Consider the following 26129-nt stretch of genomic DNA (forward strand, 5'->3'; position numbering starts at 1 on the left):
AAGGTATCAGTCCCTACAAAGCCAGCTTGAGGAGTATAAGTGAAGTCACCGAGGGGATTAAACGCGATCGTACCGTTGCTTGGGCCTGTAACTACGACGGGAACCAACCGATCTAAGTCGATGTCGGAGTCGTTGCCTAAAACTCCTGGAACTGCTACGCTGAGCACTTTGTCGTGCAGGACGCTGTAGGTGTCGGGATTTACTATTGGCAGACTGTTGGTAACGTTGATACTCACCGTCGCGGGGACAGTCGCAGCCCCGTCGCTAACGCTGTAAGTGAAGGTATCAGTCCCTACAAAGCCAGCTTGAGGAGTATAAGTGAAGTCACCGAGGGGATTAAACGCGATCGTACCGTTAGTCGGGCCTGTGACTAAAGTGGCAGTTAGCGGGTCGCTGTTGGCGTCGGTGTCGTTGATTAAGACGGATGGAAGTCCGTTGATAATTTGGTCGTGCAGGACAGTATAGGTGTCAGGATTTGCCACCGGGAAGTTATTAACCGAGATGGGGCCCAGAGTAAAAGTGGAACTTGCTTGATCGGTGTCGTCGCCGAAGAATAGGAAGTTTGCCTTGTTGTAGGGAGTAAAGGGTAAAGCCGGCTGACTGGTTGCCGGATTAAATGCCGTATAGTTCTGCAGCGGCTGATTTGTCAGCAATGCTGTGGCGCCGGCAAACAGGCTGTAAGTGCTGCCTTGAACGACGAGTTTATAGTCTGTAGTCTCGCTGATGTTAAAAGGTGAACTTTCCCCGCGAGTAAAGGTGGGAGCTGATGTTGGTGTACCACCGGTTTGAGCAAAAATGCCTCCGTTGGGGGCGAGGTTGCGGTTGGTGAAACCCAGTTCAATGCCATTTTGAGCATCGCTGCTAATGGCGATGATGCTGAAACCCGCCCGATTGTCACTATTACTGTTTTCAACGTTGACTGCAACTCGAAAAGAAACGCTGTAACCGTCGGTGAGGTTGAGTGCGGGGAAACTTGGGTTAACTAGATTAAATGTTCCTGGCGCGGGAGTAGGGGTGTACTTGTAGTTGCTATAGCCCGCGTAGCCTGTATTGTTATTCGCGGCAGTCACCCTAGCAGTATTAAGGCCCGTCGTGTTGGGCGAGAACGCACCAGCAGCAGGAGGAACACCAGAACCATCTGGGGGAGGCAGAAAAGGTAGAGGTATCTGCCCGTAAGCTAATTGAGTACCGCCCGGTGTCCCTATGCCCGGTGTTGCAGAAGAAAGCCCAAAGTTACTTGTGCCGTCATAGAGGGTAAAACCGAACACAAATTGGTAAGCGGCTCTTGTGGCTGGGTCGATCGCCAACCCAGATGACACCGCTCCCGTTGTATAATCTAATTCCCAATCTCCGCCCATAGCTGCACTGCCGATCGGCGATCTAGAAGCAGCAATTTTTGCCTTAGTTAGCTGACTCAGTTGCTGCACAAAGTTAGCGCCCTTTTCGCCCGCCGCTACATCGCACCCGTACAGCAAAATCTCTCCACTGTCTGCCAGCGATCGCCACCAACGCTGCAATTGATTAGCATAAGTTTTTAAATTTGTCAAGTTTAGATCGATCGCGCCTAGCAGTAAACTCGCGGGGCGGCCGTGGCAGATGATATGAATACTTTTAATATTGCTGCGAGTCGCTAGCGCCTCAGTAATTTGTGCTACTCCATCCCGCGCGGCATCCAGGGTAATTACTTCTGTCCCCGCTGCGATACCGTTGTGGAGAGTTTGGCCATCGGGAAGGGCAGAGTCGATAAAGGCGATCGAACTAAAAACTGAACTGATAAAATTTGGCACAATACACCTTTGGTTAGATGACGGTAGGAAAATTAAGGCATATCTAGCTTAGCAAGTTCAAAAATTAAATGTCATCAGTAAAATTAACAATCAAGACGAATGATACTAATTTCCCGTGAGCCTGCAACAGACGCATCTTGATACAGGCGGATTTAGCCAATAAATCCTTTAAAAAAGCGACAATTCTGGTACAGAACCAGCCCTATCAAGGTTCGATCGCCAAAAGTTCTTCAGCAACCAATCCTTTCTGAATAGCGAGCACTGCTGCTTGAGTGCGATCGCGCACTTCTAACTTTTGCAAAATCGCGTGTACGTGAACCCGCACAGTCCCCGGAGCAATGTACAATATTTGTGCAATTTCCTGATTACTTTTCCCCCCCGCAACTAAAGCCAAGATTTCCTGTTCTCGCTTCGTCAGCGGATTTTCCAAAACTTCTGATTTTGACCCTACTTTCACAGGTTCAGGATTAGCAAAAACCGCCCGAATTTCCGCAGTTGCCGCCTGATCCCACCAAGAAGCGCCCGCCGCTACCGATCGAATTGCCAACACTAAAGTTTCCGCCGCAATTCCCTTGAGGCAATAGCCCTGAGCTCCCGCTGCTATTAATCTTTCAATTAAGGATTTTTGCGAATGAGATGTTAAAATTAAAACGGGAATTTCTGGATGTCGATCTTTAATTTGGCGACACGCTTCAATACCGCCAATTCCCGGCAAACCGACATCGAGAACTACCACATCTGGCAAGTGTTCCTGAGTCAATTCTACTGCCGTTTCGCCATCTTCTGCCTCGGCAATTACTTGCAAGCAACTTTCTTGCTGCAACCTGGTTTGCAGCCCCAACCGAAACAGTTCGTCGTCTTCAACTAGGAGAATTCGCAACGGATAAGCTGGTTTCATTTCTGTGGGATAGCAGGGAGTCGGAATCCAAATAAAGCACCGTGTGGCAATTTATTTTCTGCCCAAATTATACCGCCGTGGGCGTCAACAATTTGGCGAGATAAGTATAATCCTAATCCCGATCCTTTGGCTTGCCTATCGCTGTGTCCTTGATAAAAACGCTCGAACAAGTGGGGCAGTTCATCGGCAGTAATTCCCAACCCGCTATCGATAACTTTCACCACCTGATAACTCGCATAAGATTCCATAACAATTTCTACTTTTCCACCGCGAGGAGAATGGTTAATGCCGTTTGTTAGCAAATTAGCAAAAACGCGCTGGAGTTGCACCGCATCGCCATTTACCCACAAAGAGCGACGGAAATCTGACTCTCCGTAACTCATATTAATGTAAACCCGACGCGCCGCCGATAAATCTATGAGTGTTGCGATTACTTCTTCTGCCAAAGCTACTAAATTTACGGGCGCAAGTTGCAGTTTTAAACCTTCGGCATCATTGCGGTAAACATCCAGCAGCGTTTCTACTAATTGTAGTGACATTTTGTGCGATCGCGCCATTGTTTCGAGAACTTTTTGCTGACTGGCGGTGACATTCCCAAATTTTGCTGACCCAAAAGCTTTAATTGTTTCAATCGCCCCCAGCATCGGCGTTTTTAAGTCGTGACTCAAAGTAGAGACAAAATCTTCTCGGATGCTTGCTAGCTGCTGCTGCGACTGCAACTCAGCTTTAGCGATCGCGATCGTCTCTTGGTACTGCTGGTTGCGATCGCTCAAATATCCCGTCACCCCTAAAGCCATGACTGCGATCGATCTATTTGCAACTGTCGCTAGGGCGATCGTTTCTCCGTAAGGAACAAACAAATTTAACAGCGTCAAAGCTACTGCTACCAGCGTAATTTGTAACTTACCCAACCGACTCAAGCGCGAATTTGCCAGTAAAATCGGCCCTGTGTACAAATACCCAAACAGATACTCCGACGGCGTAGTAAATTCCAGCACTACAACGATCGCAAATAAACTTGCGATCGACCACCTCCCCCGCAAATACTTCTCTTGAATTGCCTGGTTGTCTGTGATTTTCAATAAGCTGTTTAACATCCTTTATCCATCCATTTTATATTTTATATTTACACTCTACTCTCTGCCTTATCCCTGCGTTTTTTCTTTGCCAAATTTTGTCTCATGTGACGCAAAAACAAGCGTTTAGATAACATCTATATCTGCAAGCATAGATACTGCTAAATATTTAAACATTTGTCAGTTAGTGAAAATATATAGCAGCTAAGCATAACGGGTAAACGGAAACTTATACCTGCGGGCTGATTATCAAAAATCCTAACGGCAAGTATATTGATTTTTAAAAGCAGATTGCACTTTTAAGGAAGTATTGGCTCAGTTATGCTTGAAGGATTAATTCAAATCGCATTAACGCTAATCATTGTAGTAGCGACCGCCCCTATTTTTGGTAATTACATGGCGCGGGTGTACATGGGAGAACCAACCATTCTCGACCCCGCTATTAAACCTCTAGAACAACTCATCTATAAAGCCAGCAATATCCGGTCTATAGATTCGATGACAGGTTGGCAATATGCCCGATCGCTACTGTACAGCAATGCAGCAATGGGCATATTTGTTTTCCTAATTTTCATGCTTCAAGGAGTGCTGCCTTTAAATGCCACCGGCTTAACTGCCCCAACCTGGGATACTGCGCTGCACACAACTATTTCATTCCTCACAAATACCGACCAACAGCATTACTCTGGGGAGACAACATTCACTTATTTATCCCAGTTAACCCTGGGATTTTTAATGTTTACCTCAGCAGCAACTGGTTTGGCAGTAGGAATTGCTTTTATCCGGGGATTAACCGGCCGTCCATTGGGCAACTTTTACATCGATTTAATTCAATCCATTACCAGAATTCTGCTACCACTTTCTTTAATAATTGCCTTACTTTTGCTAATTTCTGGAGTGCCAGAAACCCTAGCCGGGCCGGCAGTAGCCCGTACCTTAGAAGGCGGCACGCAAATAATTGCTCGCGGCCCAGTAGCTCACTTTGAAAGCATCAAACAACTCGGAGAAAATGGCGGCGGTTTTTTTGCCATTAACTCGGCTCATCCCTTTGAAAATCCAAACCCTTTTACCAACCTGCTGGAAACACTAGCAATGGTTTCTCTACCAGCAGCTATGATTCACACCTACGGCAGATTTGCCAACAACAAAAAGCAGGGATGGCTGATTTTTTGGATGGTGTTTGCCATCTATTTTTTCTTGATTGGCATTGCAGCGTTTGGCGAGTACGGCGGCAACCCTCAAATTAATAATTTATTGGGCACGCAACAACCAAATTTAGAAGGCAAAGAAGTTAGGTTTGGCTGGGCAGAAACTGCACTTTGGGCGGTGACTACCACTGGCACAATGTGCGGCGCCGTCAACGGAATGCACGATTCTTTAATGCCTCTCGGTGGTTTTGCCACTCTGTTTAATTTGTTTTTACAAATCGTTTGGGGCGGACAGGGAACGGGAACTGCTTACTTATTTATTTACTCAATTTTGAGCGTATTTCTCACCGGATTGATGGTGGGGAGAACGCCAGAGTTTTTGGGGCGCAAAATTGAGAAACGGGAAATAGTTTTAGCCAGCGTTGTTTTGTTAATTCACCCGATCGCCGTTTTAATCCCCGGTGCCATTTCTCTCGCATTTACCGACAGTTTGAGCGGCATCAGCAACCCCGGATTTCACGGCATTTCCCAGGTGATGTACGAATACGCTTCGGCAGCCGCTAACAACGGTTCTGGCTTGGAAGGATTGGCCGACTCTCAACCCGCGCCTACGGGACTTTGGTGGAATTTAAGCACCTGTTTTAGCCTGATGTTGGGGCGCTACGTTCCAATTATTGCCCTGCTGCTGTTAGCTGACAGCATGACGAACAAACAACTGGTTCCCGAAACAACGGGCACTCTCAGAACAGATTCAGTTTTGTTCACCAGCGTCACCGCAGGAGTAATTATAATTCTGGGCGCGCTGACATTTTTCCCAGTTTTGGCTTTAGGGCCAATTGCCGAAGGATATGAAATTAGCAACGGCAAATTTGAACCCACACCGATAACTGCACCCACAACACCTTTAGCAACACCAACTCCTCCACCTCAGTAGCTAAAAATTATCAACCTCACTCTTCTCTTTCTCTGTGTTCTCTGTGTTCTCTGTGGTTCATTAAAAATCCCAAATCGATATGACTTCTTCCCATACCCCTGATTCCCCAAAAAAACCTGCTAGAGGCTCTCGCGAATCTCGCAAGCACACGCCAAAAGCAAATACAAAAGGTCTTTATCAAAGAGCTTTTAAACAAGCTTTTGTCAAGCTAAACCCGCGGGTGATGCTGAAAAATCCGGTGATGTTTGTGGTGTGGGTTGGCACAATTGTGACTGCATTATTAACGATCGACCCGACGCTGTTCGGCCCGGTTCCCGGTGAAAATCAGAGAGTTTTTAACGGTTTAGTCACGTTTATTTTGTTCTTTACTTTGGTATTTGCTAATTTTGCCGAAGCGATAGCAGAAGGGCGGGGGAAAGCGCAAGCAGATGCACTGCGATCGACCAAAGCCGACACAACAGCCCGCAAACTCCTACCAGACGGTTCAATTCAAGAAGTTAGTTCGACATCTCTGAGACGCGGCGACCAAATTAAAGTGATCGCAGGCGATGTCATTCCTGCCGACGGCGAAGTGATCGCAGGTGTCGCCTCGGTGGATGAATCTGCGATCACTGGCGAATCCGCACCGGTGCTCAAGGAACCGGGTTCGGACATCGCCAGTTCCGTTACCGGCGGCACGCGCATCCTTTCCGACGAACTGACGCTGCGGGTGATGGCCGACCCCGGTAAGGGGTTTTTGGACAGGATGATCGCGCTGGTGGAGGGCGCCGAACGATCGAAAACGCCGAACGAGATCGCGCTGACGGTGCTGCTGGCGGTGCTGACTCTGGTGTTTTTGATTGTGGTTGCGACGATTCCGCCCGTGGGAAATTACGTGAAAACCCCTGTGGGCGTGGTGACGCTGATTTCGCTGCTGGTGGCGCTGATTCCAACAACCATTGGCGGTTTGCTGAGCGCGATCGGCATTGCGGGCATGGATCGCGTCGCTCAGTTTAACGTGATAGCGACCTCTGGACGCGCCGTGGAGGCTTGCGGCGACGTGAATACGCTGATTTTGGACAAAACGGGGACGATCACGCTGGGGAACCGTTTAGCCGAGGAGTTCATTCCGGTAAACGGTCACTCGCTGGAGGAGGTTGCGAGTGTAGCCCTTGCTGCGAGTGTATTTGACGATACTCCAGAGGGAAAGTCGATCGTCCGTTTGGCTCAAAATTTGGGCGCAACGGTGAATTTCGATCGCGCTAACGCAACCGGGCTGGATTTTTCGGCAAAAACGCGGATGTCTGGCACGGATTTGCCCGATGGGACGGAGGTTCGCAAGGGCGCGGTGGATGCGGTGAAGGGTTTTGTGCGATCGCGGGGTGGCAATTTCGGGCAGGATCTCGATGCAGCTTACGAGCGAGTTTCCCGGCTTGGAGGCACACCTTTAGCTGTGTGTCAAGGCAGCGACACCTACGGCATTATCTATTTAAAAGATGTCATCAAACCCGGAATTCGCGATCGATTTGACCAACTGCGAAAAATGGGAATTCGCACCATTATGCTCACCGGAGATAACCGGATTACAGCATCAGTAATTGCCGATGAAGCAGGCGTTGACGACTTCATTGCCGAAGCAACTCCCGAGGACAAAATCGACGTAATTCGCAAACAACAAGCCGAGGGCAAATTAGTCGCAATGACAGGAGACGGAACCAACGACGCACCCGCACTAGCACAAGCAAACGTAGGCTTGGCGATGAATTCTGGAACCCAAGCCGCGAAGGAAGCTGCAAACATGGTGGACTTAGATTCTGACCCTACCAAACTAATTGACTTAGTGACAATTGGCAAACAATTGCTGATTACTCGCGGCGCGCTGACCACATTTTCCCTAGCCAACGATATAGCTAAATATTTTGCAATTATTCCCGCCATGTTTGCCCCCGTAGGCGCATTAAACGTCATGGGTTTAGCCAGCGGTAAATCTGCGGTTTTGTCGGCATTAGTTTACAATGCTTTGATTATTCCCGCTTTGATTCCCCTAGCATTAACCGGGGTAAAATTTCGACCTTTGAGCGCCAACCAACTGTTGCAGCGGAACATTTTAATCTACGGATTGGGCGGGGCAGTCGCGCCGTTTATTGCCATCAAAATTATTGATGTTTTGATTACCGCCGTTGGGCTAGCATAGATCGGGAAAGCATGACAAGGATTTTGAGACGGATACACGGATTAATCTCGTTCCCCGGCTCTGCCGGGGAACGCATATCCAGAGGCTCTGCCTCGATTTTTCCCAAACAATTATTCAATAGAAAGACAGATATTTATTCCCAAAATAAGGAGAATTCATGAAACGGAATGATTTGCTGAATGATATTTTTCCCAGAGATTTCCAAGAAATTATTGAGTTAGCTCAAAGGCTTTGGCAGCGCCACCCAATCCCGGTGCAGCTATTTCTAGTAATGTGTTTCAATGCTATAGTTGCCCCCGCTGTATACGCTGCTGCGGGTGAAGATTTGACCCGAAAAGCTGTCTGGGGTTTAAGTCTCCTAGGTTTGGTGATTATCGCCCTTTCTATTTACTTGTTCGTAGTCATATTTCAGCCGGAAAGATTTTAGTCAATAATTAACCCTTAGCAAATAACCGATCGAGGTAATTTATGAGAGAAATAATTAGAGCCATTCGCCTTACCCTGGTTTTGTGGGGAATTACAGCCATTATTTACCCTTTAATCTTGCTAGTAATCGGCCAAATTGCCTTCAACTCCCAGGCAAACGGCAGCTTAATTACCAACCAAGGAGTTGTAGTTGGCTCTGCTTTAATCGGTCAGCCTTTCTCCTCAGAAAGATATTTTTGGGGTCGTCCCAGCACCAGCAATTACAGCAGCTTTGCGACAGAAAATTACGATCCGACAAAAGGAGAAAATGTTAGTCAAAGAACAGGCGTTTCTGGTGCTAGCAACCTGGCTCCCAGTAACTCAGATTTGCTGAAGCGAGGTAATCAAAAAGAGGGTTTTCAAGGGGTGCAAGTTGAATTAGATCGCCTCAACAAAGCTGGTATCAAACCAACTGCTGATTTAGTCTACACCTCTGGTTCTAGCCTCGATCCGCACATTAGCGTAGAGGCAGCTCGATCGCAAATTCAGCGGATAGCAACGGTGCGATCGCTAAATATCAATCAAGTAGAAATGTTGGTAGCCAAAAATACAGATGGCAGATTTCTCGGCATTTTCGGCGAACCGGGAGTTAACGTCCTCAAACTGAATTTGGCTCTCGACGGTTTACAATAGTTGACAGTCAGTAGTCATTAGTCATTAGTCATTAGTTATTTGTTATTTGTTATTTGTTACTTGTAGCAACTGACAATCGCTAACTGACAACTGACAACTGACAACTGACAACCGCCAACTGACAACTGACAAGTGACAACTCACTACTCACTACTCACTACTCAGCTATGATTCACTCTAGCGAACTTACTAACAATCCAGACGCGGTTTACGCCCAACCTAACCGCACTTACGATCGCACCCCCCGCCGGGGAAAGCACAAAATATTTATCGGCATGGCCCCCGGTGTCGGCAAAACGTTCCGAATGCTGGAAGAAGGACACAGGCTGAAATCGGAAGGCATTGATGTGGTAATTGGACTGTTAGAAACTCACGGCCGGAAAGAGACAGCAGCTAAAGCAGAAGGATTGGAAATAGTGTCCAAAAAACCAATGCGGCGCGGCGAAAAAATGCTCACCGAAATGGATACGGATGCTGTCATAGAACGCCGTCCTCAATTAGCATTAATAGACGAACTCGCTCATACAAACATTCCGGGTTCTCTACGAGAAAAACGATATCAAGATGTCGAAGAAATTCTCAATGCTGGGATAGATGTTTTCTCCACCCTCAACATTCAGCACATAGAAAGTCTCAACGATTTAGTAGCTCGAATTACCGGAGTTGTAGTGCGAGAGCGAGTGCCCGATCGCGTCCTCGAAGATGCTGACGAAATAGTCGTTGTCGATGTCACGCCGGAAACTTTAGAAGAAAGGTTGCTTGAAGGCAAAATTTATGCTCCCGAAAAAATTGAACAATCTTTAGAAAACTTTTTCCAGCGCCGTCATTTAATCGCTTTGCGAGAACTCGCCCTGCGAGAAGTCGCAGACAATGTGGAAGACGATGCAGCAACTTTAAAAGGTCAATCTTGCAACATTCACGAACGAGTTTTAGTGTGCATCTCGACTTATCCCAACTCCTTGCAACTGCTGCGGCGGGGCGCGAGGATTGCTAGCTATATGAATGCCCCATTTTATGCTGTGTTTGTCAACGATCCAGACCGATTTTTAACAAAAGCAGAAAGCTTGCACGTTGAAACTTGTGAGAAACTCTGTCAAGAATTTAAGGGGCAATTTTTGCGGGTAAACGGCACTAATATAGCCAAAGCGATTGCGGAGGTAGCTAAACAGTATCGCATTACTCAAATTGTGATCGGCGAAAGCCAGCAATCGCGCTGGAAATTGCTGCTGCGGGGTTCTTTGACTCAACAGTTAGTGCGATCGCTCAAACACGTAGATTTGCACATCATCGCTACTGAAAAAAGTGGGCTTTCTAATTAGGTATGAGTCCTGAGTCATTAGTCATCTGCCATTAGTTATTAATTTATTATTTATTAGCTAGATAAGTGAAATAAACAATTCCGGGCGATTGTAAGTTACGGAGTTTACGGGACACAAGGACAAAGACCAGCGGAGCAGGCTAGAAGCATAAAGAATTTGGTATAACAATTGCAACTTTCGGAGGATAGCTGAATCTAGCGGACGGTGGATGCGCCAGAAGCTTTTACGTGTCAAAATCGCACTTGGTAAACCTGATTAAAAGTGCGATCGCTATGGTGGATATTTACATTCTCAACTTGCTAGTTATTGGCATCCTCCTGCTGACCGTAACTTTGGGTTCCGGATGGATTTCGCGATTGCCTGTATCTTATGCCTTAATTTATCTAGTTGTCGGTATCGGATTGGGACCCTACGGCGCCAAGCTGATTGACCTGCGTCCCGAAGCTAAATTTATAGAAAGACTTACAGAATTTGTAGTTATTGTTTCTCTGTTCAGTTGCGGCTTAAAAATGAATCGCCCGCTGCAATTTTGGGCTTGGAATTCCACAGTCCGGCTGATCGGTTTTTTAATGCCAATTTCGATTTTTGCTGTTGCTGCTCTCGGTCATTGGTTTGTGAAATTAGATTGGGGTCCGGCGATTTTACTGGGAGCAATTCTCGCTCCCACCGATCCAGTTTTGGCCTCAGAAGTTCAGTTAGCTAATCTAGACGATCGCGATGAATTACGTTTTGGTTTAACATCGGAAGGTGGTTTAAACGATGCTTTAGCTTTTCCATTTGTTTATTTCGGCATTTATGCGCTAAAAGATAACAACTGGCAGAACTGGTTTTCGCAGTGGGTAGCAGTTGACTTAATTTGGGCGATCGCCGCAGGTATCGTTATGGGAATTTTAGTAGCTAAAGCCGTCACCTGGATCGATCGCCAACTCCAACACTATCGACCGGCCGATCAATTAATGGAAGATTTCATTGCTCTCTGCACAATTCTGCTCACATATTCCCTCACAGAAGTAGTCAACGGCTACGGATTTCTCGCAGTTTTTGTAGCAGGAATTGTCGTGCAGCGGAGTTACCGCAACTTAGAAAAGCCGCTTTCCCAACTGCACTTTACCGAGCGCATCGAAAAGTTAATGGAAGTAGCAACTATTTTACTATTAGGTTCGCTTTTGCGTTTAGAGCCTATGTTGGCCTATGGAGGATACTCCCTCTTAGTAGGTGGATTGTTAATTTTTTTAATCCGGCCTGTGGGAGCTTGGATTAGTACGATCGGCAGTCCTTTGCATCCCGCCAACCGCTGGCTTTACGGTTGGTTCGGCATTCGTGGTGTCGGTTCTATCTATTATCTTACCTATGCTTTCGGTGACGGTTTGAAAGGCGAAACCGCCGAGAAAATTGCCTGGATTACCTTTACAACGATCGTACTTTCTGTGATTTTGCACGGCATCAGCTCCACCCCGCTAATGAACTGGTATGAGCGCCGAATCAAACCTGATGTACCAGATTTAATTTAATTCAGTAAGGTGCGTGACATTAATAGTCGTGGACGCAACGGTCACACAACACGACTTGTAGGGTGCGTCAGGCGAAGTTCTCTAAGGGCGATCGCAACTTTCGGGAGCTGACGCACCTTACTATATAATCTAACATTGACTTGTAGGGTGCGTCAGGCGAAGTTCTATAACGACACCGAAATAAAATAAGATTATAATTTTTGGATAACTGTAATATAAACGTTCGCCGAATCAAACATGGATCGATTTGAATTTCAGCTAGCAATGCTGCAAAAAGGAGCAGAGGAACTAGAGAAAAAAATAGCTAACTTCACAACAATTATGATGCAATTAAAAACTACGGCAATTACCATTTGGGTAGCGTTGATTGGTTGGTTTTTTACAAGCAAAATAGATGCGTTGGTTCCCCTAGGATACGTTATAATTTTTGGTTTCTGGTTTTTAGAAGCTACCTACTGGAGGGTGCAACTTTATTACATGCTAAGAGCCCATGCAGTTACCGAATTTTTGAATAAGGAAAGCGCCTTAGATGAAAGTTTTAGTACCCGTTCTATACCGGAAGGTCTTGTTCACCCGCTCGGTTCGTTAAAAACAATTAAAATGCCTTCTTTATGGAGAGCTATCTGCGCCCCATCAATCTATATTTTTTATACCTTTTTGTTTGTTGTTAATTCGATCGTTTGGTTAATAACTCTTAAAACAGCCCTTTAACTGCGGCTGTAGGGTGCGTCAGGTGAAGTTCTAGAACGATTATGGAGGGTGGAAAAATCTGACGCACCTTACTAATTGTGACTATTTCCAGTTTTAGAAGGACACGACAATGCAGTCCTTACCCGCAGCTAAACAGGTTTCACCCCAACTAATAAAGCAAGTTCCCGCCACTTCCAATAACAGTCTGCATCGGTAAAACCAATTTCTCTAAACCAGCGCAGTTGCGTTTCTACATCCAGCAATTTATTAGACGGATCGTCGGGCGAATCGCTAATACCAATTGCCTCTCGAAATTTATCATGTAAAGCGGGAGTTGCCGACGCTACGTGTTCCAAATTGCAAAAAATGCCTCCCGGTTCCAAAAGCTCGAAAATCTCAGTGTAAAGCGAACGTTTGCGATCGTCTGCTACATGATGAATCGCAAAACTAGAAACAACCGCATCAAACTTGCCCAAATCCGGTAGCGATTCATCTAAATTGTGCTCGATTACCGTGACATTCTGGTCATCAGCAAAGCGAATTCTGGCTTTTTCCAGCATTGTCGGCGAAAAGTCGATCGCCACACATTCAACATTCGGTCGATCGCACTTAAGCAGACCCAGCAACCGCCCGTCTCCCGTGCCCACATCCAGAATTCGCTTCACATTTTTCGGCACTTCCTCCAACAAAACCGCTTCACCTTCAGTGCGGTGAGGAATACCATCAGCTTTAGCAAGATACCACAAAGCGTGTTCCGCCGAAGTCCAAAGATTGACTTGACTCATAATTTTTTAATCCTCATAAATATCGCCATTTTTGTGCGTAAAAATCCAACTATTCCCGTTAGCTTTCGCCATTAAATCATCATCGGGATATTCGGCACTATCTCCCGAAGAGCGATCGCCAATTTCCAGATAAACAACATCTGCATTCGAGCGGTTGACTAAATGATGCCCGTCTGCATCACCCGCCGGAAAACCCGCCGCCATACCCGGTTTCAGCACTTGCTCTCCCGAATTTGTAATCAGAGTAACTTCCCCTTCCAGAACATAGATTAACTCATCTTGACGGGTATGCCAGTGCCTGAGAGCAGAACAACTTCCCGGTGCCAGCCTCACCAAATTTACCCCAAAATTCTGCAATCCGGCAGCATCGCCCAAGCGTTTTTTTACTCTTCCCGCAACAGCAGATTGGAATTGCCGAGGGTACTTGGAACCCGTAATTTCCGGCACGTTTTTAGGATCGATAATCATATAACAGTCTTAAATAGAATAGGGACATCTTGCCCACATTACCTATCAACTTTAGATTGTAGACCAAGTAGGCAAATCCAAATTTGACACCCGCTGAAATTAAGAAAATAATTGTCGAAACAGTGACTCGCTAGGGCTTAAAACTTGACCATTTATAAGTTGCTTAACTGAGAGATTACCCGCTGCGATCGCTTGACAGCTATTTTGCTAATCTTGAACAGTTCGGGTACACTATTGTTATAATCTGCTTGGTTTCGATCCCTCCTCAACTTTTCCAAGTTCCTTCCTATATTTTGACTATCGGCGTCCGAACTCTGTTTGAACTGCTGCACAACATACTTGTGAGCATCTGCCGTTTTCGGAATAGAATGCCTTTCTGTTTTCTGCAAGTAATTTCTAGCACTGATAAAAGCTGCATAATATGCCCGACTGATAGCCGCTCGCATTTTGGCTTCTTGATTTGCAGGAGGAGTCGGTTGACCTAGAAATTCTTTTGCTAGATTCAGATACTGCGACCAGTCAAAAGTCATTATTAGCGCACGCCACAACTAAAAACTCTTCGTACCTCATACGGCAGAGGTAAATACCAATCCTCTGACAATCTTTCTTCTTTGTCAAGTGCCTCGTCTATGATTTCATCCGTATCACCATCAATAATAATATCGAGAAATAGCTGTGCGGAGTCAATCAATTCAGAGTCTGCCTCAACTTCAAGATACAGCTTTTTAGCGGGGAAATAATGGTAAATTTTGTCTGGTGCTTCCAGCAATACGGGAATTAAAAAATGATATTTTTCCAAAAACTCCAATATTTCTGTTTTTCCCCGCCAACTGTACAATTTTTCCAGGGATTCAATATCGGTCAAAGAAACAGGATTCAGCTCGGTTAAGCTATCGTGCAGCAGCATAGATGCTAGGCTTTCAGCATCAACTCGGCGGCGTTTTGCTTCTGCCAAAAGCCTTTCGCTGTCTTCAGGAGACAGTTGGATTGTCAGGATTTGAGAATTGCTCGCGCTTTTCATATAAATTGTATGACCTAACGATTTTTTTCCTGTTTCCATTCTCCCTTATTCTAAAGGTTTCAAAGTAGTAGGATTTTCCCGAATCGGTTTAATAAAACGGCTGTTCGCCCGCACAAAACAATTACCCTTATCCGTGGAAATCGGCAGCCAAGGTTTGCCCTGAGAGTCAGAAATCATAATTTGATTGGCATTATTTCCTGTCACCGCTTGCAATCGTTTTCCGCGCCGAAACGCAGTCACGACAGGCCACTGCGAAACATTGTGTTTATTTCTTTCAAACAACTCATCAGGCGCATCCAAACCGTCTACAGAAACTGAGCGAAATCTCTGAGCCATCCGGCAATTCAACCCTTGAGAATCTGAGTCAACAACCACCCAATTTACCTGCCGATTGCCCCGCTGTCTCGCAGGCGGCACCGGATAATCACCTTGCTTATTAGCAACAGGTATTGCTGAGGCTAAATTAGCCCCCATTCCTAAAATCCAAGCTGCTGCCAGAAAGACAATTCTAATTTCTGCTTTCATTGCTACCAAAAATCCTTTAATTCGAGCTCATCACAATTTTATATTACCTGCCAGATCCCCGTCATTCCGGCATCCCACCTCCGACAGTTCCCGGAACTCATTAAGAATGTGTTATAAATATTGAGATTCATTAAGAAATATTGCTCAAATGCTCGTTTCCCCCTCCGGCGTCAGCAAACTCAAAGAATCTTTAAAAGAAAAAGTATTCTTTGGGAATGAGCCAACCCCCGAACTCATAGCCATCTTACTGATTTACTTCGTCCAAGGCATTCTCGGACTAGCCCGCTTAGCCGTCAGCTTCTTTCTCAAAGACGAACTAGGTATGAGTCCCGCCGAAGTCTCGGCAATGCTGGGCGTCGTCGCCCTGCCTTGGATTATCAAACCCGTGTTCGGCTTCATGTCGGACGGCTTGCCGATATTCGGCTACCGCAGACGCCCTTACATCGTCCTCTCCGGGCTGCTGGGAACGGCAGCATGGGTGAGCCTCGCAACAATTGTACACACACCGCTGGCAGCTACAGGCGCGATCGCCCTGAGTTCCCTCTCCCTCGCCGTCAGCGACGTAATCGCCGACTCCCTGGTAGTCGAAAGGGCCAGAAAAGAATCCGTTACCGACGCAGGTTCCCTGCAATCCTTGTCTTGGGGCGCTTCAGCCCTCGGCGGACTAATTACCGCCTACCTCAGCGGTTCCCTGCTGCAACACTTCAGCACTCATACTATATTTTTAATCACCGCATCTTTCCCGCTAATTGTATCAGCAACAGCTTGGTTAATTGCCGAAGAAAAAACCAACAAAAGAACCGACTTTGAAACAGTCAAAGACCAATTCAAACAACTGCGGCAAGCTGTTACCCAAAAAACAATTTGGCTGCCCACCGCCTTTCTCTTCCTCTGGCAAGCCACCCCAAGCTCAGACTCCGCCTTCTTCTTTTTCACCACCAACGAATTAGGCTTTCAACCAGAATTTCTCGGCCGAGTGCGCCTCGTTACCAGCATTGCCGCCCTCGCCGGCGTCTGGCTGTTTCAACGCTTCCTCAAAACAGTTCCATTTCGAGTGATTTTTGGCTGGTCAACCGTCATTGCGACTGCTTTGGGTATGACTACTTTATTATTAGTAACTCATGCCAACCGAGCTTTAGGAATTGACGATCAATGGTTCAGCATCGGAGACAGCCTGATCCTGACAGTAATCGGACAAATTGCTTATATGCCGGTGCTCGTACTCTCCGCCAGATTGTGTCCCCCAGGCGTCGAAGCAACTTTATTTGCGCTGCTGATGTCAATCACAAATTTAGCAGGACTTTTGTCTCATGAAGGCGGTGCACTTTTGACCCACTTGCTAGGAATTACTGATCGCAATTTCGATAACCTCTGGCTGCTAATTGTCATCACAAACCTGTCCACACTTCTGCCACTACCGTTCTTAAATTGGCTGCCCGCTGAGAGTACAGAAAGCAGCGATCCACACAATCAAAAGTCTCTTCCCGTATTAGAACCAGAACCGGGCAGTTCCAAACCAGGCGGACAGCATTTCATGCCCGAATACTTTCCCGACTTAGTACCGACAGTAAGGTCACAAAGCCGCACCGCAGACAGCAAATAAAGGCAAGCACACACAGATACACGGATGAATTTAACTGTGTTGCCTCATTCTCCGACTTTCCTTCTCTCTGCGCCCTCTGTGTTCTCTGCGGTTAAATCAAGAAAAGCTTATTACACCCATGCAAAAACTACAGATTTCCCAACCTCAAACAGCCGCCCAAAACCTATCATACGATCGCACAGACTGGCAGCGTGGCTACGAATCCCAACCCAACGAATCCGACTACTGGATTGACGACATAGAAGGCGAAATCCCCCCCGGCTTGCAAGGCACATTCTTTCGCAACGGGCCCGGATTATTGGATGTCAACGGCCAGCGCATCCACCACCCGTTTGACGGCGACGGGATGATTTGTGCGATCGCCATATCCGAAGGCCGCGCCCATTTCCGCAACCGATTCATACACACAGAAGGCTATCTCGCCGAACAAAAAGCCGGAAAAATCCTCCACCGAGGCGTTTTCGGCACACAGAAACCGGGGGGTTGGCTAGCCAACATCTTTGATGTCAAAATCAAAAACATTGCCAACACCAACATCATTTATTGGGGCGACAAACTGCTAGCACTTTGGGAAGCCGCACAGCCCTACAGACTCGACCCCCGCACCCTAGAAACACTCGGCTTAGATACCCTAGACGGCATCTTGGAACCCGGTGAAGCCTTTGCCGCCCACCCCAGAATTGAAAAAGGGAAAAATGGCAAAGGAGACAGATTAGTAAACTTTTCCGTCAAGCCCGGTTTGTCGAGTACCATCACGATTTACGAACTCGACGAAAGCGGCAAACTTTTGCAGCGTCACGCCCATGCAATACCGGGTTTTGCCTTCCTTCACGACATGGTAATTACCCCGAATTACTGCATATTCTTCCAAAATCCCGTCAGCTTCAATCCGCTGCTTTTCGTGTTAGGATTTCGGAGTGCAGCGCAGTGTATTCAATTTTCGCCAAACAAGCCAACGCAAGCAATTTTAATTCCCCGCAACGGCACTGACGAGGTAAAGATATTAGAAACTGAACCTTGTTTTGTCTTCCACCACTGCAACGCATGGGAAGAAGGAGGCGAAGTTTTTGTAGATTCAGTTTGCTACGAATCATTTCCCACTGTAGAAGGGGGTGGCGATTTTCGCGAGGTTGATTTTGACAGCATTCCAGCGGGCGAATTGTGGCGCTTTAAGTTAAATTTGCAAGACAAAACCGTGCAGCATCAAGTTGTTGAAACTCGGTGCTGCGAGTTTCCAACTTTGCATCCTAATAATGTCGGACAACCTTACCGATATCTTTACATCGGTGCTGCTGATGCTCCCACAGGAAATGCTCCTTTGCAAGCTATCCTCAAAATGGATTTCGTGACTGGTGAAAGGCAAATTTGGAGTGCGGCACCGCGTGGTTTTGCGGGGGAACCAGTGTTTGTTCCTCGTGGTTCAGGCGTCTCGCCTGAAGGTGCAACGGCTGAGGATGACGGCTGGCTGCTGGTTTTAATGTATGATGCAGCTAATCATCGATCGACCTTAGTGATTTTAGATGCTCGCGACATTACCAAAGGCCCTGTAGCGCGCTTGCATTTAAAACAGCACATTCCCTACGGCTTGCACGGCAGTTTTACATCAAATGTACTGCTTCCTATCGGTTCGTAGTTTCGCTACTATGGGCGGGCAGGATGCCCACCCCACAAGAAAGAAAATTGAACTCTTGTGGAACAGGCATCTTGCCTGTTCCTAAACAAGTAATTGAGAATGGTGCAAGATGTCAGTTTTCACCGATTTTAGCTATGAAACCCAAGTTTAAACCCCTGACGGACTGACGGACTGGCAAACTGGGAGACTGCGGGAAATACTAACAACAAATCAAACGATAAAATATCCATAATAAATGCCAACAGTCAACAAATTTAATCTCAAAAAAATACTTATTTTAATTTGCAGTATCATCGTAATTTTTGCAATTATCTTATCTATTTACTCTCACAATGCTAACGCCCAAGAGCCTTACAATCCATCTCCCGAAAGCGCTGTAGCGTCCCAAGGCTTGGTTGAGGTCAAAATGACGGTAATTGCAGTAGATCCCATTAAAAACGAATTAGAAGCCCGCTTGCAGTTTGAACTCAAAGGTATTTATAAAAAAGGGCCAACTTACCCAGCTCAAGACTTGTTAATGACAGTTAACGGCGCAAATGTACAGGATTCGGAAATTACCTTTAAAGAAGGTAAACCGATGATTGTCCCTGCATTGAAGTTTAACTTAGTCAAAGGAAAAATTAACAATTACCCGTTTGACAGCCACATTGCTAAAGTAGCTATTTCGATTGACCCGCTGCCTTCGATTGGTAAAAAATTTGCTCCATTTGAACTGAATCCCGTGCCGCTGGAATTTAATTTCCATGCCGATGTTCCCGGTTTCGACATCAGTTATAAGCCGATGGAAGAAAATTCATCTATCTTTATTTATATCGATGTTTCTGCAACTCGATCGCTCCCGGTGAAATTCTTTGCGTTAGTGATTATTGTCATCATGTGGGTGCTGTCAATTATGGCGCTTTTGCTAGCATTAAAAGTGATGAAATCGGGCAAGTTGCCGGAAGTAGGAATGCTGAGTTGGACGGGTGTAATGCTATTTGCTTTTCCCGCTATTCGCAATGCTCAACCGGGAGTGCCGCCAGTGGGAACTGCCAGTGATTTTCTGTCGTTTTTTTGGACAGAAATTATTGTTGTGGTGGCCTTAGTTATTATTGGTAGCTGTTGGTTGAAGCGGTATCATCCGCCGATGGAATGATTTTAGATTTTAGATTTGAAGAATTTAGCCCAGAGATAAATCAGGGGGGTTTTACCTTGGATACTTTCAATTAACAGTCAACCGTCAACTGTTAACAAAATTCAAGGATTCAATTTTTGACTTCCAAATTCTCAATATTATTTGCGGGTACTCCCAAACCTCGCAAAATAGTAAAAGCCATAATTCGATACCCGGACTGATTCGGGTGTACTCCATCTGCTGCTAACAAATTCAGAGTTTTGCCCGCGTGCTTTTGATACGTGCCGATAACTTCCCGAAAAGGCGTATTCAAATCAATAAACAAGCACTGATTATCTAACGCAATTTCTCGCATCGCGGCAACATACTGTTGCAACCTGCGATTTTCTGGGCCGTCGATACTTTCCCCTATCAGAGTAGGAGAAAGCAGTACAACTCGAATTCCTGCGGCTTTTGCGGCCAGCACCATTTGAGTTATTTTCTCCCGATATTCTGCCACTTGCACTCCCGCGGGCCAGTTGCCTTCCGGATAAAACTGATTGTTTGGGAAGTCGATGAAAGCGTTCCAAACGTCGTTGACTCCGACATTAATCATCACTAAACCTGGCTTTTGGTCGATCGCATCTTTCTGGAAGCGCGCTTGCATATCAGTCGATTTGTTACCGCCGATTCCCGCGTTGACGATTTCGATTTTGCGATCGGGATAAAGGGCATTCAGATAGCGTTCCAGCAGCCAAACGTAACCTCCGGGGTATTTCCCAGCCTCGGTGATGCTGTCGCCCACTATCACAATTTTGCGCTTGCCGGCGAGCAAGTTCTGGATTTCTGGTGCTGGCGTTGCTTGGGATACGGATTCTTTAAACACTGGAATTAAGGAGTGAGGAAGGTTGAAGGCGATAATACCAGCAATTACGGCGATGGAAAGTCTAATTAAAACTTGCCTCAGCCGCGGTTTGGGACGGGGCGATTCCCTACCCTTCGGGAACCCGTGCGGGGAACGGGATAGCTTCGCTTCACGCGCATTTGCAGACATAAGGAAGAATGAAAAAGAGCCTATTTGATGCGTATCTTTACTTTAATTGTATATTGTAGCCTGAGTCTGCTGAGAGGGAACAATCAATTTCGCTATAGTTGCCAACAATCCTGGACTTGGGCGTGAGATGTTCGGCGATATCAGTCGAGTTGTTATCAGTAGAACGCTGAGAAATGACGCTTATTACAGGTTTGAGCGTTTAGTATTGCAGGTCACTACATATTCTTGCTAGTTGGTTTAAAATTTTGCACAAAATTCATCCACTGCTGAACCTTAGAACCAGTGATGTCTAAAATCGGAATAGAATAGACATCTAATTCAGGAGGGCCGCCCTCGGTATCTTTGGCAATGCTTGTGCGTTCTGGCTTTCCTAAGCCGTAGGTTGAAGCCATTTCGCTAGCTAAACTACAGGGAATTCTAAAGTTTCCCATGTGAATACTTTCATTACCTGCTGAATAAACCCATTCATAACCGGAAACGCCTCTAAACTGCTGGCACAAAAAATGGGAAGTTTCAAACATTTTGGCAAGATGAACATCGTAGAGACGAAGCTTGCCACCGTAAGCTGGTTGAGTTGTATCTCGATTGGGTGCAGTAAGTTGCATGAGGACAAAGCCTCCCCTAGCTTCTGTCCCACTATACCGAATGCTCAGCGGCACCTGGGTGCTATCTTGAGCCCGGATGATGTTAACCTTTTGAGTGAATTTAACGCTGTCAGCCTCAGCACTAGGTTCGCTACCCAAGTAAGTAGGAGCAGAAAAAGCGATGTTTGCAAGCAGTAATATAATCGCACAGGCCATTAGTTTTGCCAAATTGTGACGCTCTGTTTTTTTGCCGCTCGCGTATGTTTTACTTAGCAAAGTGCGATCGGAGGTGATTGATGGGCGATCGAGTTGGGGTTGTGGGAGTGGTGGTTTATACATAGGTTTTATCAGCAAGCAGGAGATGTGCTGATTTGCTGGTAAATTAAGAGTTAACAGAACTTGAGAGTATTACTTATGAGAAAATGCCGGGTAGTAGCCTTGATGGTCAATTTAATAATTGTGGCTTCCTGTTTACCAATTATTGCACAACAATCTAGACGATACCCAACTGAGAATGAATTGCAGCAATTAATGAATCGGTTTCGCAATTTTGTGGCTTCGCCGTCGCCCGGTAATCGTGATTTGTATATTCGAGATGGCCGTAATGAAACTGAGATTCAGAAATTGAAAGCGTTTGTTAGAGCTTGGTTGCCAGTTAATCCTGATGTAGCACCTTTTATCGGTCAATGGACGGCACCCGAAGAAACTCAAAATATTTACCCTTCAACTCTTAAAGGTAAAGTTTGTATTATACAAACTTTTATTCCCCCACCAAATGGCAGCGGGATAAGTTTTGCTCAAGGAACTGTCTCGGGAAAATACATCAAAACCACTGATTTCTCATTTCTCATTCAACAAGGCAACTATTTAGGGTCCGCTTTCATTGACACTAGAAATAATCAACCTTTTATCTACGAATACGCTTGGCCTAGACCGCTACTCGATCCAGCTCAATTAATGAGTCACCTTCCCCCACTTCCCCCAGCGGAGAGAAATCGGTTGCTTCAACAATTTAAGGAAGCTGGTTGTAGTGATACTTTACCAAAGAGGTGATGGGGAGCATCTCAATGAAAGCAGCCAAGCTAGAAATTGGAGTTAGGAGTTAGGAGTTAGGAGTCAGGAGTCAGGAGAAAAGAGTCAGAAGGAAGAAGGAAGGAGCCAGAAGAAGTGTTTTTACAAATATGAGATGCTCCCGATGTGATGAAATGATTAGAGTGTATCAATTCATCCTGATGAAGCCTTAATGCCAGAGTTGCGAGGACGTCAATCCACTGCTATTGGTAGAATAGACTTAAGAAAACGTACTACAGTTGAACACTCTCTGGCTCATATTGGGCATTGGCTTTCTTAACCGTGCTCGCTATATCGGGCAGCGGAAAAATCTTTTCGATCTACGGCGAGTCGCTGTCGTCCATAATCTTCATGTCATTGCTCGAATGGATAAGGTTCGGCCAATTACACCAGGCATAAAGTCGAACTCATGGACTGGCTAATTTCATAAAGTCTTTTTTTTGTCAACTCCTAATACTGAACCGACGCCCTAGGTTCGCTACCCAAGTAAGTAGGAGCAGAAAAAGCGATGTTTGCAAGCAGTAATATAATCTCACAGGATCATTAGTTTTGCCAAATTGTGACGATCTGCTTTTTTGCCGATCGCGTATGTTTTACTTAGCACAGTGCGATCGGAGGTGATTGATGGGCGATCGAGTTGGAGTTGTGGGAGTGGTGGTTTATACATAGGTTTTATCAGCCAATACTTCGGACAGTTTTGGAACAGCGGCGCTCCGCGAGCAGAGCCAAAAATTCCCTGAGATTTTAACCGATAATCAAAAAAAAGGCACTTTTTACGTTAAGCTCAAAAAACACACGAACTTAAAAAAATGCCCGATGAATATTCTAGAATCTATCTTACAACAAATGTCAGGGATTAGTCAATCCCAAAAAAAGTTTATGGTAATTTTATTTTCCACCATATTACTTGTTTATGGCAAAGTTAATTTTACCAATCTGAGCCGTTATAGTTCATTGAGTGAAAAAACTTATCGTCGTCATTTTTTGAAAAAATTCAATTTTAGTGAATTCCATCAATGTTTTATCAAGAAAGCATTGAATTCTGAGCGAACAATTATTGCTGCAATCGATTGTTCATTTATTAAAAAAAGTGGCCAAAAGACTGAAGGTAAAGCTACCTTTTATAATGGTGTAGCTGGCAGACCTGAAGAGGGATTAGAAGTTTCTGTCATTTCTCTTGTCGAAGTTGAAACTCATTTATCTTATAGTGTGAGCGTACAACAAACGCCCTGGCGTCCTCCTACAGAACTACCCAAAAGTCCCCTAACTACTAAAGGAAAAAAAACGTCAAAAAAACAGACAACAAAAGAGGCATTTAAAAGCTCAACGCCTGAATTAACAAGAGTTGACGACTATGCCAAACATTTAAAAAAAACTCGTTTTATATTGCCAGAATCTGTACGTTATTTGGTAGCTGACGGTTATTATTGTCGCGCCAAGTTCTGGGATGCTGTACGGGATTCAAATTTACATTTGATTAGTAAATTACGGTCTGACGCCAACTTGAATTACATCTATACAGGTGAAAAAAACAAAATAGGTGCCCCTCGCAAATATGATGGAAAAGTAGACTGTAACAAATTAAAAAACTTAACTTTTATCAAAGAAATCAAGCCGGGGTTAAGCTTTATTCATTAGTAGTATGGAGTGTTTGTTTAAAATGTCAAATACGTTTAGCTTGTCTTCAAGAAGTTCAACCTAACGGTAAAATTAAAAATATTTTATTGTTCAGCACTGCTCTCGATCTGACAGGTGAGCAAATACTTGAGTATTATCGGGCTCGTTTTCAAATTGAATTTATTTTTCGTGATGCCAAACAATTTACAGGTTTATCCGATTGCCAATCTTGTAGTGGTCAACGCCTGGATTTTCATTTTAATGCCAGTCTGACTGCTTTAAACTTAGCCAAATATGAAGCTTATAATCGTCATTCATCTCCCGATCCATTCGTGTTTTCGATGGCTTCTTATAAACGCCTTGAATTCAATAGGCATATACTTTACACCTTTATTGATAAGTTAGATTTAGACCCGAATTTAATTTTAAATCACCCTAACCTTCCGTCAGTCCTATCCTATGGTACTCTCGCTGCTTAAAAACTGTCCGGAGTATTGATCAGCAAGCAGGAGATGTGCTGATTGGCTGGTAAACTAGGGTTAACAGAACTTGAGAGTATTACTTATGAGAAAATGCCGGGTAGTAGCCTTGATGGTCAATTTAATAATTTTGGCTTCCTGTTTACCAATTATTGCACAACAATCTAGACGATACCCAACTGAGAATGAATTGCAGCAATTAATGAATCGGTTTCGCAATTTTGTGGCTTCGCCGTCGCCCGGTAATCGTGATTTGTATATTCGAGATGGCCGTAATGAAACTGAGATTCAGAAATTGAAAGCGTTTGTTAGAGCTTGGTTGCCAGTTAATCCTGATGTAGCACCTTTTCTAGGTCAATGGACGGCATTAGAAGTAACTAAAAATATTTACCCTTCAACTATTAAAGGTAAAGTTTGTATAATACACCATTATGTTCCCCCACCAAATGGCGGCGGGATAGGTTTTGCTCAAGGAACTGTCTCTGGAAAATACATCAAAACCACTACTTTCACATTTCTCATTCAACAAGGCAACTATTTAGGGTCCGCTTTTATTGACACTAGAAATAATCAACCTGTTATCTACGAATACGCTTGGCCTAGACCGCTACTCGATATAGCTCAATTAATCAGTTCCCTTCCCCCAGCGGATAGAAATCGGTTGCTTCAAAAATTTAAAGAAGCTGGTTGTAGTGATACTTTACCAAAGAGTTGATGAAATGATTAGAGTTATGAAAAGAAGCTTGCTTATGCTGGCTATCATCTCCTTTATTTTTGTCATATATTTGCCTGTTAAGGCTACAGAAACTAGGTGTGGATGGTTGCAAAATCCCACACCTAGAAATTGGTATTAAAAAGACAGAGATGGCACTTGGACTATCTCACAGCAAGGTCAATCTCCACCTAAAGGAATGGATACCATTGCCATCTCTGATGGAAAAGAAGTTGTTCTAACCAATGGCAATTTTGTCACTTATTTCAATAACTCAGTCCTGGACTAACAAAAACCTGGCTGGGACGCCAAATCCGAAGTTATAAGCCTTAAGGCGGAAACCTGGTTGTTGACCCCGCCTGCGTGAGTTGTACAGGTGAAATTACTGAGGTTTTTGTCGCCCTCATCTGTGGGTGTAATTGCCATCACAAAAAAGTTCGCCAAATGTCACATGATTTCTGCTACTTACAGCACAACTTTATAAGGTAATCGCCGTTTATAATATAGAGAACTAGAAAAAAAAGTTGTCAGGCGAGGTTAAAGCAATGGTAGCAAATTCAAATTTTTTATATCCTCAAAATCGTTATTACGGTGAAGTAAAGCCAGAGAATTTGGTATTTAATGCGAATTTACAAGAGTTTTCTCAGCGAGTGGGTTACATCAGTTCCTTGACATCTAACGGTAAAATCTCTGTGGAACAGGCATTTACTCAGATCCAAACACTGTGGGAACAGGTGGAAAAGTCGAAAAAGCAGTTGGGAATTGGCGAAAATCCATTTTCAGCTTGAATAATTAGCGGTTGGCTTGGAAGTTGAGTTACGCGCCATTGATGCCGATCGATTAATCCACA

At 45.1% G+C, this 26129-nt stretch carries 27 protein-coding genes and 1 pseudogene; 17 read left to right on the forward strand and 11 right to left on the reverse strand.

The features are described 5' to 3' along the window. The 3 genes from QUA83_RS14035 to QUA83_RS14045 form a co-directional block, all read right to left on the reverse strand. On the reverse strand, window positions 1-1787 hold a 1787-nt coding region (locus QUA83_RS14035), incomplete at its 3' end, for a DUF4347 domain-containing protein (protein WP_333293722.1). A 205-nt stretch (window positions 1788-1992) separates the two neighbouring features. Continuing rightward, complete coding sequence (locus QUA83_RS14040) at window positions 1993-2685, reverse strand: response regulator transcription factor (protein ID WP_333293723.1); 693 nt, start codon at window positions 2683-2685, stop codon at window positions 1993-1995. Beyond that, window positions 2682-3782, reverse strand: a complete 1101-nt coding sequence (locus QUA83_RS14045) for a HAMP domain-containing sensor histidine kinase (protein WP_333293724.1) — start codon at window positions 3780-3782, stop codon at window positions 2682-2684. The genes QUA83_RS14040 and QUA83_RS14045 overlap by 4 nt, the downstream gene beginning before the upstream one ends. Window positions 3783-4082: 300 nt before the next feature. Here QUA83_RS14045 and kdpA point away from each other — a divergent pair, with 300 nt between their 5' ends. The 7 genes from kdpA (at window position 4083) to QUA83_RS14080 (ending at window position 12655) form a co-directional block, all read left to right on the forward strand. Further along, a complete protein-coding gene (gene kdpA / locus QUA83_RS14050) occupies window positions 4083-5843 on the forward strand; it encodes a potassium-transporting ATPase subunit KdpA (RefSeq protein WP_333293725.1) in 1761 nt (586 codons plus the stop codon). A 79-nt stretch (window positions 5844-5922) separates the two neighbouring features. Then, window positions 5923-8016 carry a potassium-transporting ATPase subunit KdpB gene (gene kdpB / locus QUA83_RS14055; protein WP_333293726.1) on the forward strand — a complete coding sequence of 698 codons (2094 nt, stop codon included), beginning with the start codon at window positions 5923-5925 and terminating at the stop codon, window positions 8014-8016. A 157-nt stretch (window positions 8017-8173) separates the two neighbouring features. Continuing rightward, window positions 8174-8443: a K(+)-transporting ATPase subunit F gene (gene kdpF, locus QUA83_RS14060; protein WP_333057215.1), complete on the forward strand. Its 270-nt coding sequence runs from the start codon at window positions 8174-8176 to the stop codon at window positions 8441-8443. Window positions 8444-8484: 41 nt separating this feature from the next. After that, on the forward strand, window positions 8485-9114 hold the full coding sequence (gene kdpC, locus QUA83_RS14065) for a K(+)-transporting ATPase subunit C (protein WP_333293727.1): 630 nt from the start codon (window positions 8485-8487) through the stop codon (window positions 9112-9114). 167 nt (window positions 9115-9281) lie between these two features. Beyond that, the gene (locus tag QUA83_RS14070; protein ID WP_333293728.1) at window positions 9282-10433 is read left to right on the forward strand and encodes a universal stress protein; all 1152 of its coding nucleotides are present in this window, start codon (window positions 9282-9284) and stop codon (window positions 10431-10433) included. Between the two features lie 227 nt (window positions 10434-10660). After that, window positions 10661-11944, forward strand: coding sequence for a sodium:proton antiporter (locus QUA83_RS14075; protein WP_333293729.1), 1284 nt, complete (start codon window positions 10661-10663; stop codon window positions 11942-11944). 237 nt (window positions 11945-12181) lie between these two features. After that, window positions 12182-12655 carry a hypothetical protein gene (locus tag QUA83_RS14080; RefSeq protein WP_333293730.1) on the forward strand — a complete coding sequence of 158 codons (474 nt, stop codon included), beginning with the start codon at window positions 12182-12184 and terminating at the stop codon, window positions 12653-12655. A 128-nt stretch (window positions 12656-12783) separates the two neighbouring features. Here QUA83_RS14080 and QUA83_RS14085 read toward each other — a convergent pair whose 3' ends face one another. The 5 genes from QUA83_RS14085 to QUA83_RS14105 all read right to left on the reverse strand — a co-directional run bounded on the left by QUA83_RS14085 (window position 12784) and on the right by QUA83_RS14105 (window position 15433). Next, window positions 12784-13419 carry a class I SAM-dependent methyltransferase gene (locus QUA83_RS14085; RefSeq protein ID WP_333293731.1) on the reverse strand — a complete coding sequence of 212 codons (636 nt, stop codon included), beginning with the start codon at window positions 13417-13419 and terminating at the stop codon, window positions 12784-12786. Between the two features lie 6 nt (window positions 13420-13425). Continuing rightward, window positions 13426-13887, reverse strand: a complete 462-nt coding sequence (locus QUA83_RS14090; RefSeq protein ID WP_333293732.1) for a cupin domain-containing protein — start codon at window positions 13885-13887, stop codon at window positions 13426-13428. Between the two features lie 152 nt (window positions 13888-14039). Then, window positions 14040-14417 (reverse strand): HEPN domain-containing protein, encoded by a 378-nt coding sequence (locus QUA83_RS14095; RefSeq protein WP_333293733.1) that lies wholly within the window; start codon window positions 14415-14417, stop codon window positions 14040-14042. Between the two features lie 2 nt (window positions 14418-14419). Then, window positions 14420-14947: a hypothetical protein gene (locus tag QUA83_RS14100; RefSeq protein WP_333293734.1), complete on the reverse strand. Its 528-nt coding sequence runs from the start codon at window positions 14945-14947 to the stop codon at window positions 14420-14422. A 6-nt stretch (window positions 14948-14953) separates the two neighbouring features. After that, the gene (locus QUA83_RS14105) at window positions 14954-15433 is read right to left on the reverse strand and encodes a hypothetical protein (protein WP_333293735.1); all 480 of its coding nucleotides are present in this window, start codon (window positions 15431-15433) and stop codon (window positions 14954-14956) included. Window positions 15434-15581: 148 nt separating this feature from the next. Between QUA83_RS14105 and QUA83_RS14110 the strand changes: the two genes are divergently transcribed. The 3 genes from QUA83_RS14110 (at window position 15582) to QUA83_RS14120 (ending at window position 19804) form a co-directional block, all read left to right on the forward strand. Next, window positions 15582-17036 carry a folate/biopterin family MFS transporter gene (locus QUA83_RS14110; RefSeq protein WP_333293736.1) on the forward strand — a complete coding sequence of 485 codons (1455 nt, stop codon included), beginning with the start codon at window positions 15582-15584 and terminating at the stop codon, window positions 17034-17036. 118 nt (window positions 17037-17154) lie between these two features. After that, window positions 17155-18669 (forward strand): carotenoid oxygenase family protein, encoded by a 1515-nt coding sequence (locus QUA83_RS14115; RefSeq protein ID WP_333293737.1) that lies wholly within the window; start codon window positions 17155-17157, stop codon window positions 18667-18669. 235 nt (window positions 18670-18904) lie between these two features. Next, on the forward strand, window positions 18905-19804 hold the full coding sequence (locus QUA83_RS14120; RefSeq protein WP_333293738.1) for a DUF4436 family protein: 900 nt from the start codon (window positions 18905-18907) through the stop codon (window positions 19802-19804). A 109-nt stretch (window positions 19805-19913) separates the two neighbouring features. Here the strand turns inward: QUA83_RS14120 and QUA83_RS14125 are convergent, their stop codons facing one another. Further along, window positions 19914-20816: an SGNH/GDSL hydrolase family protein gene (locus QUA83_RS14125; protein ID WP_333293739.1), complete on the reverse strand. Its 903-nt coding sequence runs from the start codon at window positions 20814-20816 to the stop codon at window positions 19914-19916. A gap of 215 nt (window positions 20817-21031) precedes the next feature. Further along, window positions 21032-21739 carry a hypothetical protein gene (locus QUA83_RS14130; protein WP_333293740.1) on the reverse strand — a complete coding sequence of 236 codons (708 nt, stop codon included), beginning with the start codon at window positions 21737-21739 and terminating at the stop codon, window positions 21032-21034. 102 nt (window positions 21740-21841) lie between these two features. Between QUA83_RS14130 and QUA83_RS14135 the strand changes: the two genes are divergently transcribed. Continuing rightward, complete coding sequence (locus QUA83_RS14135) at window positions 21842-22453, forward strand: hypothetical protein (RefSeq protein WP_333293741.1); 612 nt, start codon at window positions 21842-21844, stop codon at window positions 22451-22453. Between the two features lie 160 nt (window positions 22454-22613). Continuing rightward, window positions 22614-22893: pseudogene (locus tag QUA83_RS14140) on the forward strand (hypothetical protein); the annotation flags it as partial. 110 nt (window positions 22894-23003) lie between these two features. Here QUA83_RS14140 and QUA83_RS14145 read toward each other — a convergent pair. Next, a complete protein-coding gene (locus QUA83_RS14145) occupies window positions 23004-23138 on the reverse strand; it encodes a hypothetical protein (RefSeq protein WP_333293742.1) in 135 nt (44 codons plus the stop codon). 149 nt (window positions 23139-23287) lie between these two features. Between QUA83_RS14145 and QUA83_RS30565 the strand changes: the two genes are divergently transcribed. The 5 genes from QUA83_RS30565 to QUA83_RS14160 all read left to right on the forward strand — a co-directional run bounded on the left by QUA83_RS30565 (window position 23288) and on the right by QUA83_RS14160 (window position 26067). Next, on the forward strand, window positions 23288-24109 hold the full coding sequence (locus tag QUA83_RS30565; RefSeq protein ID WP_445301776.1) for a transposase: 822 nt from the start codon (window positions 23288-23290) through the stop codon (window positions 24107-24109). Window positions 24110-24195: 86 nt separating this feature from the next. Then, window positions 24196-24567: a transposase gene (locus QUA83_RS30570; RefSeq protein ID WP_445301777.1), complete on the forward strand. Its 372-nt coding sequence runs from the start codon at window positions 24196-24198 to the stop codon at window positions 24565-24567. A 112-nt stretch (window positions 24568-24679) separates the two neighbouring features. Continuing rightward, the gene (locus QUA83_RS14155) at window positions 24680-25282 is read left to right on the forward strand and encodes a hypothetical protein (protein ID WP_333293743.1); all 603 of its coding nucleotides are present in this window, start codon (window positions 24680-24682) and stop codon (window positions 25280-25282) included. 34 nt (window positions 25283-25316) lie between these two features. Continuing rightward, window positions 25317-25421, forward strand: a complete 105-nt coding sequence (locus tag QUA83_RS30575) for a DUF4087 domain-containing protein (protein ID WP_445301778.1) — start codon at window positions 25317-25319, stop codon at window positions 25419-25421. A 403-nt stretch (window positions 25422-25824) separates the two neighbouring features. Continuing rightward, entirely contained in the window at window positions 25825-26067 is a 243-nt protein-coding gene (locus tag QUA83_RS14160) for a DUF7219 family protein (protein WP_190658612.1), read from the forward strand. Window positions 26068-26129 lie beyond the last annotated feature (62 nt).

Origin of the sequence: Microcoleus sp. K1-B1 (assembly GCF_036704705.1) — a bacterium.
In the GTDB taxonomy this organism is placed as follows: domain Bacteria; phylum Cyanobacteriota; class Cyanobacteriia; order Cyanobacteriales; family Microcoleaceae; genus Microcoleus.